At 38.0% G+C, this 16128-nt stretch carries 16 protein-coding genes; all 16 read right to left on the bottom strand.

Features of this window, described 5'->3' with window-relative positions:
• Nucleotides 1–395: 395 nt before the first annotated feature.
• The 16 genes from lysS to tilS all read right to left on the bottom strand — a co-directional run bounded on the left by lysS (nucleotide 396) and on the right by tilS (nucleotide 16070).
• A complete protein-coding gene (lysS, locus tag WAK64_RS21090; protein WP_336588967.1) occupies nucleotides 396–1883 on the bottom strand; it encodes a lysine--tRNA ligase in 1488 nt (495 codons plus the stop codon).
• Nucleotides 1884–2027: 144 nt separating this feature from the next.
• Nucleotides 2028–3026: a tRNA dihydrouridine synthase DusB gene (dusB, locus tag WAK64_RS21085; protein WP_336588966.1), complete on the bottom strand. Its 999-nt coding sequence runs from the start codon at nucleotides 3024–3026 to the stop codon at nucleotides 2028–2030.
• A 56-nt stretch (nucleotides 3027–3082) separates the two neighbouring features.
• A complete protein-coding gene (locus WAK64_RS21080; RefSeq protein ID WP_336588965.1) occupies nucleotides 3083–3298 on the bottom strand; it encodes a helix-turn-helix domain-containing protein in 216 nt (71 codons plus the stop codon).
• A complete protein-coding gene (folK, locus tag WAK64_RS21075) occupies nucleotides 3250–3777 on the bottom strand; it encodes a 2-amino-4-hydroxy-6-hydroxymethyldihydropteridine diphosphokinase (protein WP_336588964.1) in 528 nt (175 codons plus the stop codon). The genes WAK64_RS21080 and folK overlap by 49 nt, the downstream gene beginning before the upstream one ends.
• 1 nt (nucleotide 3778) lies before the next feature.
• A complete protein-coding gene (folB, locus tag WAK64_RS21070; protein WP_336588963.1) occupies nucleotides 3779–4138 on the bottom strand; it encodes a dihydroneopterin aldolase in 360 nt (119 codons plus the stop codon).
• Nucleotides 4131–4964, bottom strand: a complete 834-nt coding sequence (gene folP / locus WAK64_RS21065) for a dihydropteroate synthase (protein WP_336588962.1) — start codon at nucleotides 4962–4964, stop codon at nucleotides 4131–4133. The genes folB and folP overlap by 8 nt, the downstream gene beginning before the upstream one ends.
• Nucleotides 4961–5827 carry an aminodeoxychorismate lyase gene (gene pabC / locus WAK64_RS21060; RefSeq protein ID WP_336588961.1) on the bottom strand — a complete coding sequence of 289 codons (867 nt, stop codon included), beginning with the start codon at nucleotides 5825–5827 and terminating at the stop codon, nucleotides 4961–4963. The genes folP and pabC overlap by 4 nt, the downstream gene beginning before the upstream one ends.
• Nucleotide 5828: 1 nt before the next feature.
• Entirely contained in the window at nucleotides 5829–6434 is a 606-nt protein-coding gene (gene pabA / locus WAK64_RS21055; RefSeq protein ID WP_336588960.1) for an aminodeoxychorismate/anthranilate synthase component II, read from the bottom strand.
• A complete protein-coding gene (gene pabB / locus WAK64_RS21050) occupies nucleotides 6418–7836 on the bottom strand; it encodes an aminodeoxychorismate synthase, component I (protein ID WP_336588959.1) in 1419 nt (472 codons plus the stop codon). Before pabB ends, pabA begins: the two co-directional genes overlap by 17 nt.
• Before the next feature lie 153 nt (nucleotides 7837–7989).
• On the bottom strand, nucleotides 7990–8913 hold the full coding sequence (gene cysK, locus WAK64_RS21045; RefSeq protein WP_336588958.1) for a cysteine synthase A: 924 nt from the start codon (nucleotides 8911–8913) through the stop codon (nucleotides 7990–7992).
• A 274-nt stretch (nucleotides 8914–9187) separates the two neighbouring features.
• Nucleotides 9188–10093 (bottom strand): peptidyl-prolyl cis-trans isomerase, encoded by a 906-nt coding sequence (locus WAK64_RS21040; RefSeq protein ID WP_336588957.1) that lies wholly within the window; start codon nucleotides 10091–10093, stop codon nucleotides 9188–9190.
• A 20-nt stretch (nucleotides 10094–10113) separates the two neighbouring features.
• On the bottom strand, nucleotides 10114–10995 hold the full coding sequence (hslO, locus tag WAK64_RS21035; RefSeq protein ID WP_336588956.1) for an Hsp33 family molecular chaperone HslO: 882 nt from the start codon (nucleotides 10993–10995) through the stop codon (nucleotides 10114–10116).
• A 13-nt stretch (nucleotides 10996–11008) separates the two neighbouring features.
• Nucleotides 11009–11776, bottom strand: a complete 768-nt coding sequence (locus tag WAK64_RS21030) for a type III pantothenate kinase (RefSeq protein WP_336588955.1) — start codon at nucleotides 11774–11776, stop codon at nucleotides 11009–11011.
• Nucleotides 11777–12049: 273 nt separating this feature from the next.
• Nucleotides 12050–13984 (bottom strand): ATP-dependent zinc metalloprotease FtsH, encoded by a 1935-nt coding sequence (gene ftsH, locus WAK64_RS21025; protein WP_336588954.1) that lies wholly within the window; start codon nucleotides 13982–13984, stop codon nucleotides 12050–12052.
• A 125-nt stretch (nucleotides 13985–14109) separates the two neighbouring features.
• Nucleotides 14110–14655 (bottom strand): hypoxanthine phosphoribosyltransferase, encoded by a 546-nt coding sequence (hpt, locus tag WAK64_RS21020; protein ID WP_336588953.1) that lies wholly within the window; start codon nucleotides 14653–14655, stop codon nucleotides 14110–14112.
• Nucleotides 14652–16070: a tRNA lysidine(34) synthetase TilS gene (gene tilS, locus WAK64_RS21015; protein WP_336588952.1), complete on the bottom strand. Its 1419-nt coding sequence runs from the start codon at nucleotides 16068–16070 to the stop codon at nucleotides 14652–14654. The genes hpt and tilS overlap by 4 nt, the downstream gene beginning before the upstream one ends.
• Between the last annotated feature and the right edge of the window lie 58 nt (nucleotides 16071–16128).

Below are 16128 nucleotides of genomic sequence, written 5' to 3'. Positions count from 1 at the left end.
CCTGAGCCAGGATCAAACTCTCCATAAAAGTAGTTTGACTTGCTCATGTTTTGTGTAAGAACTAAGTTCTTACGTTTTAGAATTAACGTTGACGTTTCGTCTTTTCAGTTTTCAAAGTTCAATTTACATCGTTTTGAAGCGACTTTTAAATCTTACTATAACTCGATGTTATTGTCAACATTTTTTTAAAATGTTTTTAACTCGAATTTTGTTTTTTGTTGCTCTGTTATTAGCAACGAATAATAATATATCATCTTTTAATTTCTAACGCAATAACTTTTTTATATAAAATTAATTTCTAACCAATTTACTATATTCATTTTTATTTTGCTATTAGTCAAAACAAAACCCTCCCAACTATTTCACTGTTAGGAGGGTCTCAAATTTATTGATTCTTAATCTCTATGTCTCATCAACGGGAACAGTAATACATCACGAATAGAAGGAGAATTTGTTAACAGCATGACGAGGCGGTCAATCCCTATTCCAAGTCCACCAGTCGGAGGCATTCCATACTCCAACGCTTCGACAAAGTCATCATCCATCATATGGGCTTCGTCATTTCCAGCTTCCCTTTCTACTAATTGTGCTTCAAAGCGCTGCCTTTGATCGATTGGATCATTTAGCTCTGTAAAGGCATTCGCATATTCACGACCCACAATAAATAATTCAAAACGATCTGTAAAGCGAGGGTCCTCTTCATTCTTCTTCGCTAATGGTGAAATTTCTACAGGATGACCAAAGATAAAGGTTGGCTGAATTAACTTATCCTCCACCTTTTGTTCGAAGAACTCATTAACAATATGACCGTATGTCATATTATCTTTAATTTCAACCCCATGCTTTTTCGCTAAAGCTTTTGCTTCCTCATCATCTACTTCCGACCAAAAATCAACTCCAGTATGCTCTTTAATTGCATCTACCATATGGAGACGTGCCCATTCAGGCTCAAGATTCACCTCATGGTCACCGTATTGAACCGTAGTAGAACTTGTCACTTCTTTTGCAATATGAGCAACAAGATTTTCTGTTAAACTCATGATATCTCTATAATCAGCATACGCTTCATATAATTCAATCATTGTAAATTCTGGATTATGACGAGTCGATACACCTTCATTACGGAAAACACGCCCAATCTCATAAACTTTTTCAAGTCCGCCTACAATTAGACGTTTTAAATGTAACTCTATCGCAATTCTCATAAATAATGGCATATCTAAAGCATTATGATGGGTAATAAACGGACGGGCTGAAGCTCCTCCTGCAATTGAGTGCATCATAGGTGTTTCAACCTCTAAATACCCTTGATCATCAAGATAACGACGCATTGCTTGAATGATACGACTTCTTGTAATAAACGTTTCCTTGCTTTCTTGATTCATAATTAAATCAAGATAACGTTGTCGATATCGTTGTTCTACATCTTTTAAACCATGATATTTCTCCGGAAGAGGGCGAAGAGATTTACTTAATAGCTCAAAGCTGGTAGCTTTTATTGAAAGTTCTCCTACTTTCGTTTTAAAAACCACTCCGGTTACACCAACAATATCTCCAAGGTCCGCCATCGTAAACGTTTCATATTGCTCTTCTCCAACTGTATCTTTACGAACATATAACTGAATTTGTCCGGAAATATCTTGCATATGGGCAAAGCCTGCTTTTCCTTTCCCACGTTTCGTCATAATACGTCCAGCAATGGTAACCTCTGCTTTTTTCTCTTCAAGTTCTTCCTTTGAGAACGCATCGTATTCTTCTTTAATTTCTTCTGCAATGTGCGTTCGTTCAAAGCGTTTCCCAAATGGGTCCATTCCTTTTGCTCGAAGCGAGTCCATTTTTTCGCGACGAACAAGCAATTGGTCATTTAATTCTTCATGACTCATCTATTTTCACTCCAATACATTTTTTATCTCTTTTAAGATTAAAGTCATTTTATACTCTACTATTGTACACAATTCAAACGCAAGACACACCTTTTTATACATAGATAAATGAAAAACTGCCAGTATTCTCACTGGCAGTTTTCATTATCCTACTTTTATAGCGTTTTCTTTCGCTTCTACTTCTTCAACAAGCGCCTGAAGCACACCTACTAATTCACTCCGTTTTGTACACTCATTTATAGCATTACGCGCTTTTGCATTCCCTCTAATTCCTTTTAAATACCACGCTGCGTGTTTTCGCATCTCACGAACAGCAACGTTCTCATTTTTCAAATCGATTAGTCGGTCTAAATGGAGTGTGCAAACATCAATTTTTTCTCGAACAGAAGGTTCACCAATTAACTCACCAGTCTCAAGGTATTGAACTGTACGATAAATCATCCACGGGTTCCCTAGAGCTGCTCTACCAATCATGACTCCATCGCAACCTGTTTCTTGCAACATCCGCTCAGCATCTTGAGGTGTTTGTACATCACCGTTCCCGATAACAGGTATGTTAACGGATTGTTTCACTTGACGAATAATATCCCAATTCGCTTGACCTTCATACATTTGCACACGAGTCCGACCATGCAATGATACCGCTTGGCCACCCGCTCTTTCTATTGCTTGAGCGTTTTGAATAGCAAAAATATGCTCTTCGTCCCACCCCATACGCATTTTTACAGTAACAGGTTTATCCACCGCATCTACAACCGCAGCTACCATCTCATATATTTTATTTGGATCAAGTAACCACTTGGCACCAGCATCACACTTTGTGATTTTTGGAACCGGGCAGCCCATGTTAATATCGATAATATCAGCGTTCGAGTTTTTATCTACAAATTTTGCAGCTTCCACAAGTGTTTCCTTCTCACCGCCAAATATTTGCAAGCTTAATGGCTTTTCTCTCTCATCAATGTAAAGCATATTCATTGTCTTCTCATTTTGAAAGATAATCCCTTTATCACTTACCATTTCTGCGCATACAAGTCCTGCACCGAACTCCTTAACAGTTAAACGAAAAGCTGAGTTACAAACTCCTGCCATCGGTGCCAAAACGACTTGGTTCTTCATTTGTATATCGCCTATTTTTAACAAGTATAATAACCTCCTCTAATTTGGTCATAACGATTATTTAGAAAGGTGACATTCACCTATTTTTTCACTTTCGAAGGATTGAGCTCCTCTTCAGGAACGCCTAAAACCTCGATGATTTTCTCTAATAGATCGCGAGTCGGCAAACGGTTTCCTCTTTCTACTTCCCCTATAGCGGACACCGATACCTCTAATTCCTTCGCAAATCCTTCTTGAGTATAACCTTTTAGTTTTCTAAAAGCACGAATGCGTCTACCCCAGATATCTGCTTCCATAATCGAACTCCTTCTTTATCAGGTATTTCATTCATCATTTCTATTAAAGAGGTGTTCATCTCCGGAAGCACGATTTTCGGTTCAATCTCAAGAAGAGGGATAAGCACAAAGGCTCTTTCATGCATCCGAGGATGAGGAACGATAAGTTTCTCTGTTTCCATATTGTCTTGATTATAGAGTAAAATGTCAAGGTCTATTGTTCGAGGACCCCATTTCAACACTCTCTTCCGTCCGAGGTTATTTTCAATGAAAAGACTGTAATCTAGCAATTTCTCCGCTGTAAGTGCAGTCTCTATTTTAATGACCATATTCAAAAATTTACCTTGTTTTTCAAAACCAACTGGATCCGTTTCATAAATCGAAGAAACTTTTAGTACTTCAATTTCCTCATGAACATGTAACGCTTTCACAGCTTGACCTAAAAAATATTCTCGTTCATCCATATTTGAACCTAGTGACATATAAGCAATAGATTTCATCTTATCTCCCTCTATTAATTTCAATGGCAACCGATTTATAATGACCTGGTATTGGTGGGTCTGGCTTAATTACTCTGACTTTTGTTAATTGTACTAGTGGAAATTGTTCCAATATAGCTGATGCTATCTTTTCAGCAAGCGCCTCAACTAATTTAACTGGTTTTCCTTCAACAATCTTCTGACAAAGCTGATACACTTCACCGTAGTTAACGGAATCTCGCAGATTATCACTTTTCCCTGCTTTTTGTAATGGAAGAGAAAGCTCTAAATTCACACGAAAGCGCTGGCCAAGGGTTGTTTCTTCCGAAAACACGCCATGGTATCCATAAAACTCCATTTCTTCAATTAAAATTTTATCCAATGGTAACGTCTCCTTCTAGTAGCGCATCCATCATCGTTGCCATTCGTTTCATTTCCTTCACATCATGCACCCGAATCATTTTGCAACCTTTTTGAATTCCATAACAGATAGTAGCCCCTGTACCCTCCAAGCGCTCTTCGACTGGTAAATCCAACACATGTCCAATAAATCGCTTTCGAGAAGTTCCGAGTAAGACAGGGTAGCCTAAAGCCACTAGTTTATCTAATTCTCTCATCATTTTTATATTTAAGTTAACATCTTTAGCAAACCCAATACCTGGGTCTAAAATAATATTATTGTCTTTTACCCCTGCTTTTTTCGCTAACGTAATGCTTTCTTGAATATCTTGCAAAACATCTCGTACAAAAAGCTCATATTGTTGATTCGGTCGGTTATGCATTAAGATAATGGGTACTCCTAAACTCGCTGCCTCGTTTGCCATTTGAGAATCTCTTTTCGCTCCCCATACGTCATTAATAATGTGAGCACCTGCTTCAATGGCTCTCCTCGCCGTTTCTGCTTTATACGTGTCAATGGATATAGGAACTTGTACAGTTTTAGACACAGCTTTAATAACTGGAATTACACGGTTTATCTCTTCCTCTAGAGAAACAGAATCATGACCTGGCCTTGTCGACTCTCCACCGATATCAATAATATCCGCTCCATTAGCAACCATCTCTTTCGCACGACGAACAGCTTCTTCTACTTCATTATACTGCCCGCCATCTGAAAACGAATCTGGTGTAGCATTTAGAATCCCCATAATAATGGTTTCTTTTCCGTACTTTAGCGTATATGGTCCACATTGAATTTCCTGAATCATATTTTTCCTCCAATCTCATGTCGACTCCAAAGCTTTTCTGTTTTCTTTTTATAATAATTAGACAATAACTGAAAGACCTTCCCTTTTCGCCCAGGAAATTTTTCATCACATAACTTATTTAATGGAACAATCTCTTGAATTGAATTAGTAACAAATATTTCGTCTGCCTTAAGTAATTCATCAACCGAATAAAGCCCTTCTTCTACATTTATCTCTAACCTACTACTTATTGATAAAATGAATTGGCGCGTAATTCCGTTTAATATTCCTGTCTCTACACTAGGAGTATAAAGCTTTCCACCCTTATACCAAAAGATATTGGATGTAATCCCTTCTGCAACATATCGGTGTTCCGTTAGGAAAATCCCTTCTCCATCTGGAGATACTCCGAGTTCTCTTTTTGCAGCCATATTATTAAAGTAATGATGTGATTTCAAGCGGAAACGCGTTTCGGGTGTATTACGCTTAAGATTTAAAATTTTCCCTTCCTTTTCAGAAGACGGCAATGATGGAGGTTCTTTCTGAAACACAATAATCGTCGGGTTATCATATGCTGAAGATCGAAGCCCAATATCTCCAACACCTGCTGAAACATTAAGACGAACATAAGCATCTCTTAATTGATTTCGTACTTGAAGCTCATTCAGAATAGACAATATCGTTTCTTTTTTTATAGAGTGAGATATATTTAATTCTTGAAAACCACGATGGAGTCGCTCTATGTGATCATCTAGTAAAAATGGATGTCCGTTATACGTTCTAAACGTTTCAAATAAACCCATTCCATATAAAAAACCATGGTCAAATGGAGAGATGACCGCTTCTTCTTTTTTTACATACATACCATTCATATATAAATACATGTTACGACCCTTTAACAGCTGCTTTTCTTTTTGAGTATAAGCGATTTTGCTCAAGAAAATTTTTAAGGAGGCATTTTCCGGATTCTGTCATCACTGATTCTGGATGAAATTGAACCCCTTCTACTGGAAATTCTTTATGCTTAATTCCCATAATCTCCCCTTCTTCTGTCCATCCGGTAATGTCAAAGCAAGAAGGAAGGGTTTCTTTTTCTACAATTAATGAATGATATCTTGTCGATACTAAAGGGTTTTTTAGTCCTTGGAATACGCCACTTTGATTATGATAGACATTTGACGTTTTTCCGTGCATTAACCTTTCAGCTTTAATGACTTTCCCACCAAATGTTTGAGCAATCGATTGTTGTCCAAGGCATACACCGAAAATCGGAATCTCACCGGAAAAAGCTCGGATTGCTTCCAAGCTAATACCTGCTTCATTTGGCGTACACGGTCCTGGTGAAATCATTAAATAGTCAGGGTTTATTGTACGAATCTCATTTATTGTTACTTCATCGTTCCTCATAACAATTATTTCTTCTCCGAGTTCACCTAAATATTGAACTAAATTGTACGTAAAGGAGTCATAATTATCAATCATCAGTATCATGTTGTCTTTCTCCCTTCCCCTCAGCTAAGCTTTTGGCTTTCCACAATGCCCTTGCCTTTTTCAAAGACTCTTTATATTCATAAGTTGGATTGGAATCAATCACAACTCCAGCACCTGCTTGAATAAAAGCTTCATCATTCTTGGCTAATAATGTACGAATGACAATATTCAATTCAAGGTCACCATTAAATCCAATCCACCCAATACTACCCGTATAAATTCCTCTTCGAACTGGCTCTAGCTCTTCTATTATTTCCATTGTACGGATTTTGGGTGCCCCCGTAATCGTCCCTCCGGGAAACATAGCTCGAATTAAATCTACACCGTTATTATCTTCTCTTAACTTCCCTCTTACATTAGAAACAATATGCATAACATGTGAATACTTCTCAATAACCATAAATTCATCTACTTCTACTGTACCGTACTGACATACACGACCAAGATCATTTCTTTCTAAATCAACAAGCATCACATGCTCTGCACGCTCTTTTTCGTTTTGGATCAGCTCATCGGCAAGCTCCCTGTCCTCTTTTTCATTTTTCCCTCTTGATCTCGTCCCAGCAATTGGCCGTGTACTGACGTCCAATCCCGTTTTTTTCACAAGAAGTTCAGGAGACCCTGATACAATTTTAAATTCTGGTGTAGACATATACGCCATGTAGGGTGAAGGGTTTAACGTACGAAGTTCTTCATAAACTTGGATTGGTTCTGCATATAACGGTTTCGATTGTCTAACGGATAAATTGACTTGAAACACATCTCCCTCTTTAATGTAAGAGCGGATCGCTTCGACTGCTTCTTTAAATTCGGCCTCTTCCATTGAGACATTTAAAATATCCTTATCTGAAGTTCGTGTCTTTACGACTTTATTTGATGAAATGGCTTCTTTCCAACTCGCTACCACTTCGTTAAGAGTAGCATTATCTTCCCCTTCTTCCCCTCTTTTCATGACAAAAAGCGTGTCTGACTCGTGTTCATACACCACCCATTCATGAAAAAGTAAAAAATGGATCATGGGCATATGAAGGTCATCTTGTGCTATATTTGGCAACTTTTCTATTTTCCGAGCATAGTCATAACTAATATAGCCGATTGCCCCCCCTTGAAATTCTGGCAACCCCTCAACCTTTGGAAGCGAGAATTTCTTCATCCAATCTTGCAGCGTGTATAACGGATCACCTTCTAAAAAATACTCTCTATCTGATTCTCGTATTTGGATTCCGTTTTCTTCTCCTTTTACAACCGCAAAAGGTTCCAACCCAGCAATACTATATCTCCCACCTCGTCCGCTTTCAAGCAAAATATGATTAGGCTGATTTACACTCTTCGCTTTATATGCACAAAAGAACTCTTCTTTTGTCATGTTCACCTTTTGATATAACAGTTGTGTCCTCTTCATAAGCTGTCACACTCCTCATTATCTATGATTCCATCATACAGTATGTAGGCATTCGTTTCATTTAAAAAATTCCCCTCTTACAACATAAAAAACAGCCCATTCGGACTGTTTCTTATCACTATTCACTTCAAACTCTTCTCTTTACAACAAGCATTAATCAAATTGGTAAAGCGGCGTACTTAAATAACGTTCTCCATTACTTGGAATCACGGCAAGTACTTTTTTTCCCTTCCCTAATTCTTTGGCAACTTGTATTGCAGCCGTAATGGCTGCGCCTGAAGAGATTCCACCTAGAATTCCTTCTTCTCTTGCAACAATTCTTGCCATTTCAAAAGCCTCTTCATTTTTTATCTTAATAATTTCATCATAAATATCAGTGTTTAAAATGTCAGGTACAAATCCTGCACCAATCCCTTGGATTTTATGAGGACCAGGTTTTCCACCAGATAGTACAGGGGAATCTTCAGGCTCAACAGCGTAGATTTTAATCCCATCAAAATGTTCCTTTAACACTTGCCCAGCTCCCGTAATCGTTCCGCCAGTTCCAATACCTGAAACAAACGCATCAAGACCATCGCACATTTGTTCTACGATTTCCTTCCCCGTCGTTAATCGATGAACCTCAGGATTAGCTTCATTTTTAAATTGCTGAGGCATAAAATAGCCCTTTTCTCGTGCCAGCTCTTCTGCCTTTCTAATAGCGCCACCCATTCCCTCTGCACCTGGCGTTAAGACGAGCTCCGCTCCATAGGCCATTAAAAGGTTTCGGCGTTCTATACTCATTGTATCTGGCATGACTAACACTGATTTGTACCCTTTAGCAGCAGTAACCATCGCCAGCCCGATACCAGTATTTCCACTTGTCGGCTCAATAATCGTATCACCCTTCTGAAGCCTACCGTCTTGTTCCGCTACTTCTATCATTGATAAGGCGATACGATCTTTCACAGAACTTCCTGGATTCATATACTCTAGCTTCAAATACACTTCAGCACTATCTTCGTCAGTCATTCGATTCAGCTTCACTATTGGAGTTTGACCAATAAGATCAGCAATTGAATTTGCTACCCTAACCATTTCTATCCACCTCTAATCCCAAGTATTTTTATCGGTTTATTATAAACCTATCGAAATGATCCATCATTTGTCAACTATTAAGAGTATACTTTCTAAATTATATGTAAATTTCGTTTTTTATACCTTTTTTTTAGGCTATTATTAAAGAATAGGAACGAATTGAAAGTTGAATGAAGAACCATCACACTATAGTCGCTTTAGTGTTTCTAATAAATATAGAAATCAATTCTGGTCTATCTTCATAAAAAGAAGCAAAACTGATAACAGTCGCCTCTTAATTTGATTCTTTATCATAAAATGATTTTACTTGGAATTCTTCATACAAAGTTTTTGGGGAGAACAAACTCTCTTGTTGCTCTAACGCCAGTTGACGATGAATCTTTCCCTTTACCTCTTCAAAAGAATAATCTTTTCCCTCTCTCTTTTCTTGAACCCATATGACAGCAAACCCATCATTCAATGGAAACGACTCGCTCCATTCACCAACCTTGAGCTTGCCTACAACATCCCAAAAGGATTCGGAATACATCGTACTATCTTTCGATATATAGCCAAGACTTCCACCTTGCGAAGCACTGTAAGGGTCAATTGATTGCTCCATCGCTAAGGCTTCGAAACTGGAACCCTCTCTTAACTCTTTCACAACCTGATTTCCCTCTTCTATTTTTTCAACAACAATGATAGAAAGAAGAAAAGAATCGGGTATTGAATAAAAGTGAACATTCTCATCATAATAACGTTTTAGCTCTTCTTCTGGTATTTGCACGTCTTTTGTTAATAATTTTTGTAGAAGTAAATCAGACCGTATTTGTTCTCTCAATAGGTCCACTTGGTCATCCCACTCTTTGTCATAAGCATTGTAAATGGATTGGATAAAGGTTAGTTCTTGTTCTATTTCGGTTTCACTGACAGAAAGATTAAATTTCTCTCCAGCTTCTTTCATGACCTTTTGGTCCACCAATACCTCGAGTACTTCCTGACCATAACGATTTTCAAGAGCAACCAACCACTCTTCTCGCGAGATGGTTTGATCACCGATTCTAGCAACAACTTCAGTTGATGCTAATACTCCTTCATCTTCACTAGACGCCAACTCATCCGTTGTTTTTAAGAGAAAGAATAAAGTGATCATATTCGTTACAAGCAAACAGGCAACAAACACTTCAATTCCCCTATTCATCTCTCTCCTCCCAAGCTAGCTTAATTCGCTTCTTCTTTTAACTCCTTTAATTCTTCCTTTGAAAATTGATAGGTGTTATTACAAAAGTGGCAATGAGCTTCAGCACTTCCTTGCTCTTCAATGATTTCTTGTATTTCACTTTTGCCTAGGCTAATAAGAGCAGCTGAAAAACGGTCCTTAGAACAATGACACTCGAATGAAATTGGTAATGATTCTAGTACCTTAATATTTTCTTCTCCTAGCACTTCACCAAGTAGCTCCTCTGGATTCAGCCCTTTTTCGATTAAAGTTGAAACAGGAAGCATTTGGCTTAAACGTTTTTCAATTTGCGTAATAACCTCATCAGACGTTCCTGGTAAGAGCTGTATAATAAAGCCTCCTGCTGCTAATATTGAATTATCAGGGTTTACAAGAACTCCTACCCCAACAGAAGAAGGGATTTGTTCAGATGTTACAAAATAATACGTAAAATCTTCACCAAGCTCCCCTGATACTAGTGGAATTTGGCCAGAGAAATGATCCTTTAAGCCTAAATCTTTTACAACTGTCAATGTACCCGTTGTACCAACTGCTGCCCCTACATTCAATTTCCCTTCTTGATTTCTTTCTTCAATATGAGTTTGGGGATTCGCCACATACCCTCGCACTTCTCCTTTTGCATTACTATCTACCAGAATAGCTCCTAAAGGACCATCCCCCTCAACTTTAATAGTAAGCTTTGCGTTACCCTTTAACATAGCACCCATCATTACACCCGCTGTGATCGTACGGCCTAGTGCTGCTGACGCTGTTGGCCAAGATTGATGCCTTCTTTGCGCCTCTCCCACCGTATTGGTGCTTTTTACTGCATAGGCTCTAACTTGCCCGTTGTATGCTAGTGCCTTTATTAAATAATCATTCATTCTCTGCACTCCTCTAATGTAAGTTTCGTTTGTAAATTAAGCGTAATCCCTTTAGCGTTAAAAACGAATCCACCACATCAATTACATCTGTTTCTTTTGCTATTAATGATGCTAGTCCACCTGTTGCTATGACCAAAGGTTCCTTCTTACTCTGTTGTTTCATCCTATGAACAATTCCATCAACTTGTCCCACATAACCATATAAAATCCCCGCTTGCATTGCGGAAACAGTATTCTTACCGATAATATCATCCGGTCTGGCAATTTCAATCCGAGGAAGCTTAGCTGCTTTAGAATAAAGGGCTTCCGTAGAAATTCCAACTCCCGGCGCTATTGCTCCACCCATATATTGTCTCTCTTCATTGATATAACAATACGTAGTTGCTGTTCCAAAATCGACGATTATTAGAGGACCACCATATTCATGGATTCCAGCAACAGCATTTACAATCCGATCCGCTCCTACTTCACGAGGGTTTTCATATTTAATATTTAACCCTGTTTTAATTCCAGGTCCTACGACAAGTGGCGTTAAATTAAAATATCTTTTACACATGCGCTCTAACGCAAACATTATCGGCGGAACAACAGAAGAAATAATAATACCATTGATTGAGTTAAAACTCATACCCTCATGCTCAAACAGGTTTTTCACAAGCATTCCGTATTCATCTTCACTTCGATGACGATTCGTTTCAATTCTCCACTGAAATTTCAAATCATCTTCTTCATATACACCTAAAACAATATTGGTATTTCCCACGTCTATTACAAATATCATTTTTACACCACACTCTATAGGTTTTAATTGCCCTCATCATACCATAAATTACAGCTTAGTCGTAACTATATAAGCTATCCGTTACACCCCTTAAAGAAGGCCATTGTTTTATTTTTACGCTTTTTCATTAACGAGAATCTGTCTCCATCTTTCACCTTTACTACACTAAGAAGATAGACTTTCAGATTCCCTAATGACAATGATTGTTCAGCTTTCCTGTACTAATCTTTCAAAAAAAATAAGACGCCGAGGTTATCGGCGTCTTATAAGAAATTATTCTTTCGTTTCGGATGTATTATCCGTCTCTTCTTTCTTCTGAATGTTTACCTTTACTTGATCCGTCTCTCCTGATTGCGAGGAGGAAGGTTGCTTTCGCTCTGGAAGTTTTCCATGATCAATCAAATGTTTAATCTGACCTGCATCTAAAGTCTCGACTTCAAGTAACGTGTTTGCAACTAATTCAAGTTTATCACGATTTTCTGTCAAAATAGTCTTCGCTCGTTCATAAGATTCTTTAATAATCCTTTGTATCTCGAGATCGATGTCATGAGCAATAGCATCTGAATAGTTTTGCTCATTATTAATATCTCTCCCTAAGAACACTTGTCCTCCTTGTGAAGAACCAAATTGTAACGGGCCTAATTTTTCACTCATTCCAAACTCTGTAACCATTCGACGAGCAATTCCTGTAGCACGTTGGAAATCATTATGTGCTCCAGTTGACGCTTCACCAAATGTAATTTCTTCCGCTACACGTCCACCTAGTAAACCGACAATTTTATCTAACAACTCAGGTTTCGTCATAAAGTAACGATCTTCTTTCGGTAGCATAACAGCATATCCGCCGGCTTGCCCACGAGGAACAATGGTCACTTTATGTACCATTTCTGCTTCATCCAACACTAAGCCAATGACTGTATGACCAGCCTCATGGAAGGCAACAATGTTACGCTCTTTCTTGGAGATAACCCGCGTTTTCTTAGCTGGACCTGCGATAACACGATCTGTCGCTTCATCAATATCCGTCATGTCAATGAGCTTCTTATTTTGACGAGCAGCCACTAAAGCTGCTTCATTTAATAAGTTTTCAAGGTCAGCTCCTGAGAAGCCAGGTGTTCTCATAGCAATTGCATTTAAATCTACATTATCATCTAATGGCTTATTACGCGCATGTACTTTTAATACCGCTTCACGACCATTAACATCAGGACGATCAACCGTGATTTGACGGTCAAATCGACCAGGACGTAAAAGGGCAGGATCTAAAATGTCAGGGCGGTTAGTCGCTGCAACGATAATGATTCCTTCATTAGCTCCAAAACCATCCATTTCAACAAGCAACTGGTTCAGCGTTTGTTCTCGCTCATCATGTCCGCCACCAAGACCTGCACCACGTTGACGCCCGACAGCATCGATTTCGTCAATAAAGATGATACATGGTGCGTTTTTCTTTGCATTTTCAAATAAATCACGTACACGAGACGCTCCAACACCAACAAACATTTCAACGAAGTCCGAACCACTGATAGAGAAAAATGGTACACCTGCTTCACCAGCAACAGCACGGGCTAATAATGTTTTACCAGTACCAGGAGGTCCAACAAGTAGAACCCCTTTAGGAATTCGAGCTCCGACCTCTGCAAATTTACGTGGGTCTTTTAAGAATTCTACTACCTCAACAAGTTCTGCCTTCTCTTCATCTGCTCCTGCAACATCTTTAAATCGAACTTTTTTCTTTTCTTCACTATATAGCTTTGCTTTGCTTTTCCCGAAGTTCATAACACGACTTCCGCCGCCTTGAGCTTGGTTTAGTAAGAAGAAGAATAAAATAAAGATAATGACAAATGGTATGATTGTCGTAAAGAACGAAACCCATCCACTTGTTTCTTTGGCTTTGAGTGTTTCAACGTTTACATTATTGTTATCAGCTAGAGTAAAGATTTGATCAATCACTCCAGTGGCACCAACAACATTAGTAAGGAAATACTCATCACTCTTATATCCTTCAAGCTGACCTCTTACCTCATACACACCACGTTCTGGTTGTATGGTAAAAGATTCTACTTTACCCTCTTCTAACTGAGTAAGAAACTCACTATTTGTTATATTATTGGTTGGCTCTGCATTATTACTAAAATAGCTAACCACTCCAATTATCACTAGAAAAATCAGTAAATAAAAAATGGTATTTCTAAAGATACGGCTCATCCCTTACCTCCTCCCACGTTCAAAAAACTATATTCAATAGTATCATAGTAAATCATGGTATTTCAACCATTTTAAACCTTTGTACCTGAGTGTACTAATTTCATTATTCACTTATATAATGTTACTTATTCAGCCGTTGTATAGACTTCCGGCTTTAAAACACCTATATAAGGAAGATTACGGTATTTTTCTATATAGTCTAACCCATAACCCACAACAAATTCATCTGGTACTTCAAATCCAACATAATCTGCTTCAATATCTGCTTTTCGACCACTCGGTTTATCTAAAAGGGTAACAATTTTAATTGATTTCGCCTTACGGTAGCGGAAAAGTTCGACTAAATAACTAAGAGTTAATCCACTATCAATAATATCTTCAATAATGAGGATATCTCTTCCTTCAACCTTCGTATTTAAATCTTTGACAATCTTTACTTCACCAGATGATACGGTTGAAGCACCATAACTAGATACATCCATAAAATCCATTTCTAAATATGTATCCATTCGCTTAATTAGGTCGCCCATAAACGGCATTGCCCCTTTTAAAACACAAATCGCAAGAGGAAAACGGTCTTGATAGTCTGTTGTTAGCTGTGCACCTAATTCTTTAATTTTGATTTGAATTTCTTCCTCACTAAACAAAACCTTTTCAATATCTTGTTTCATTCCTTTGCATGCCCCCTAGAAGATGATTCTTTTTTATAAACAAAAACAGTTGGTACAGACAGCCTATCCTTACTATCTTTAACTAACTCAGATACCTTCAATGTAGGAATCCATAATATAACTCCGTCATTATCTGTCACAATTGGCCATGTATTTCTTTTATCGAGAGGAACTTTCTCATCAATAAATATATCCTTTACTTTTTTCGAACCATTCAACCCTTTTACCTTCATTCTATCTCCAGGTTGTCGTGTCCTAATATGAAGAGGGAATGATATTTCATTTTGAGCCAACTGGATGCACTCAACTTGATGATTTTCTTGATATTCTTCTGATATTGAGAAAACACTTCCTGAAGGTATCGAAGTGGTTTCACCTATTGTTAGTTGAAAATGAAACGGTTGAAGCACTTCCACTCCTTCTGAAATAGTAAAGGAACATGTACCATACGACTTTGTTACAAATAAATTATTCGGAAGATGTAACGTACCAGATGGATGCTGCTTTTGTATTAAACTTAATACATCGTAAATATGTATAGCCGATAAAGAGCCTGGCTTTTGCTTATAAAGATAATTTAATATTAGATGAATCCCTCTCCTTTGTAAAGGAAGAGGTATTTCTAAAAAAGAAGTAATTGATAAAGTTACTTTCCCATGCTGTATATCCCATATTTTACTCATTTTTTCACGAGTTATTTCTAACAAAAATTGGTCATCTTCATACATCTCTTGACTAAAGCGCTGATAATGCCTGTGGACGTGGGGATTCTCTTTTTGAAGAAATGGAAGTACTCTTTTCCGAAAACGATTTCTCGTATAGTTCTCTTTAAGGTTGCTTGGATCTATTCGAGGATTGAGTCCATGATATTCACAATACTGTACAATATCCTCTTTCGATAAACATAATAAAGGCCGTATGATTTCCGCTTCGGCAAAATTTCTTCTTAACGGAATTCCGATTGCTTGCGTACTTGACCCTCTTGTTAAAGACATTAATACTGTTTCAATTTGGTCGTCTCCATGATGCCCGAGCGCTAATTTTGTCGCAGAATACGTAACGATCGCTTCCTCGAATGCTCGATACCGTAATAATCTCGCTTTCTCTTGAACCCCCCCTTGACTACCTTTTAATTCTTTACTGACATCGATACGCTTGGGTAACAATGGAATGTTATTTTTTTGACAATAATCCATTACATACAAAAGGTCACGGTGTGATTCTTCGCCTCTTAGCATATGGTCAATAGAAATTGCCATTACGTTTATGTTCCACTTCTCTTGATTAGAAAATAAATAATGTAATAGCATCAGCGAGTCAGGGCCACCCGAAACCGCCACAACAATTTTGTCGCCCTCTTGAACGAGATCATGCTGTTCAATAAATTGGTTAAGTACTTGTTCTACTTTCAGCATTATGAAACTCCTATAGTGTAAGTTGATGTCTATCTATTGTAACAATTCTTTGTCCTTC

The organism is Bacillus spongiae (assembly GCF_037120725.1).
In the GTDB taxonomy this organism is placed as follows: Bacteria; Bacillota; Bacilli; order Bacillales; family Bacillaceae_K; genus Bacillus_CI; species Bacillus_CI spongiae.
The sequence above is the reverse complement of the archived record's forward strand: the minus strand, read 5'-3'. Positions and strand labels throughout refer to the sequence as shown.

Bases quoted from the DNA above. Each gene is read 5' to 3' on its own strand.
- lysS (WP_336588967.1), bottom strand. From the start codon at position 1,883: ATGAGTCATGAAGAATTAAATGACCAATTGCTTGTTCGTCGCGAAAAA.
- WAK64_RS21080 (WP_336588965.1), bottom strand. From the start codon at position 3,298: ATGGAAGCAGATATCTGGGGTAGACGCATTCGTGCTTTTAGAAAACTA.
- folK (WP_336588964.1), bottom strand. From the start codon at position 3,777: ATGAAATCTATTGCTTATATGTCACTAGGTTCAAATATGGATGAACGA.
- folP (WP_336588962.1), bottom strand. From the start codon at position 4,964: ATGATTCAGGAAATTCAATGTGGACCATATACGCTAAAGTACGGAAAA.
- pabC (WP_336588961.1), bottom strand. From the start codon at position 5,827: ATGTATTTATATATGAATGGTATGTATGTAAAAAAAGAAGAAGCGGTC.
- pabA (WP_336588960.1), bottom strand. From the start codon at position 6,434: ATGATACTGATGATTGATAATTATGACTCCTTTACGTACAATTTAGTT.
- pabB (WP_336588959.1), bottom strand. From the start codon at position 7,836: ATGAAGAGGACACAACTGTTATATCAAAAGGTGAACATGACAAAAGAA.
- cysK (WP_336588958.1), bottom strand. From the start codon at position 8,913: ATGGTTAGGGTAGCAAATTCAATTGCTGATCTTATTGGTCAAACTCCA.
- WAK64_RS21040 (WP_336588957.1), bottom strand. From the start codon at position 10,093: ATGAATAGGGGAATTGAAGTGTTTGTTGCCTGTTTGCTTGTAACGAAT.
- hslO (WP_336588956.1), bottom strand. From the start codon at position 10,995: ATGAATGATTATTTAATAAAGGCACTAGCATACAACGGGCAAGTTAGA.
- WAK64_RS21030 (WP_336588955.1), bottom strand. From the start codon at position 11,776: ATGATATTTGTAATAGACGTGGGAAATACCAATATTGTTTTAGGTGTA.
- ftsH (WP_336588954.1), bottom strand. From the start codon at position 13,984: ATGAGCCGTATCTTTAGAAATACCATTTTTTATTTACTGATTTTTCTA.
- hpt (WP_336588953.1), bottom strand. From the start codon at position 14,655: ATGAAACAAGATATTGAAAAGGTTTTGTTTAGTGAGGAAGAAATTCAA.
- tilS (WP_336588952.1), bottom strand. From the start codon at position 16,070: ATGCTGAAAGTAGAACAAGTACTTAACCAATTTATTGAACAGCATGAT.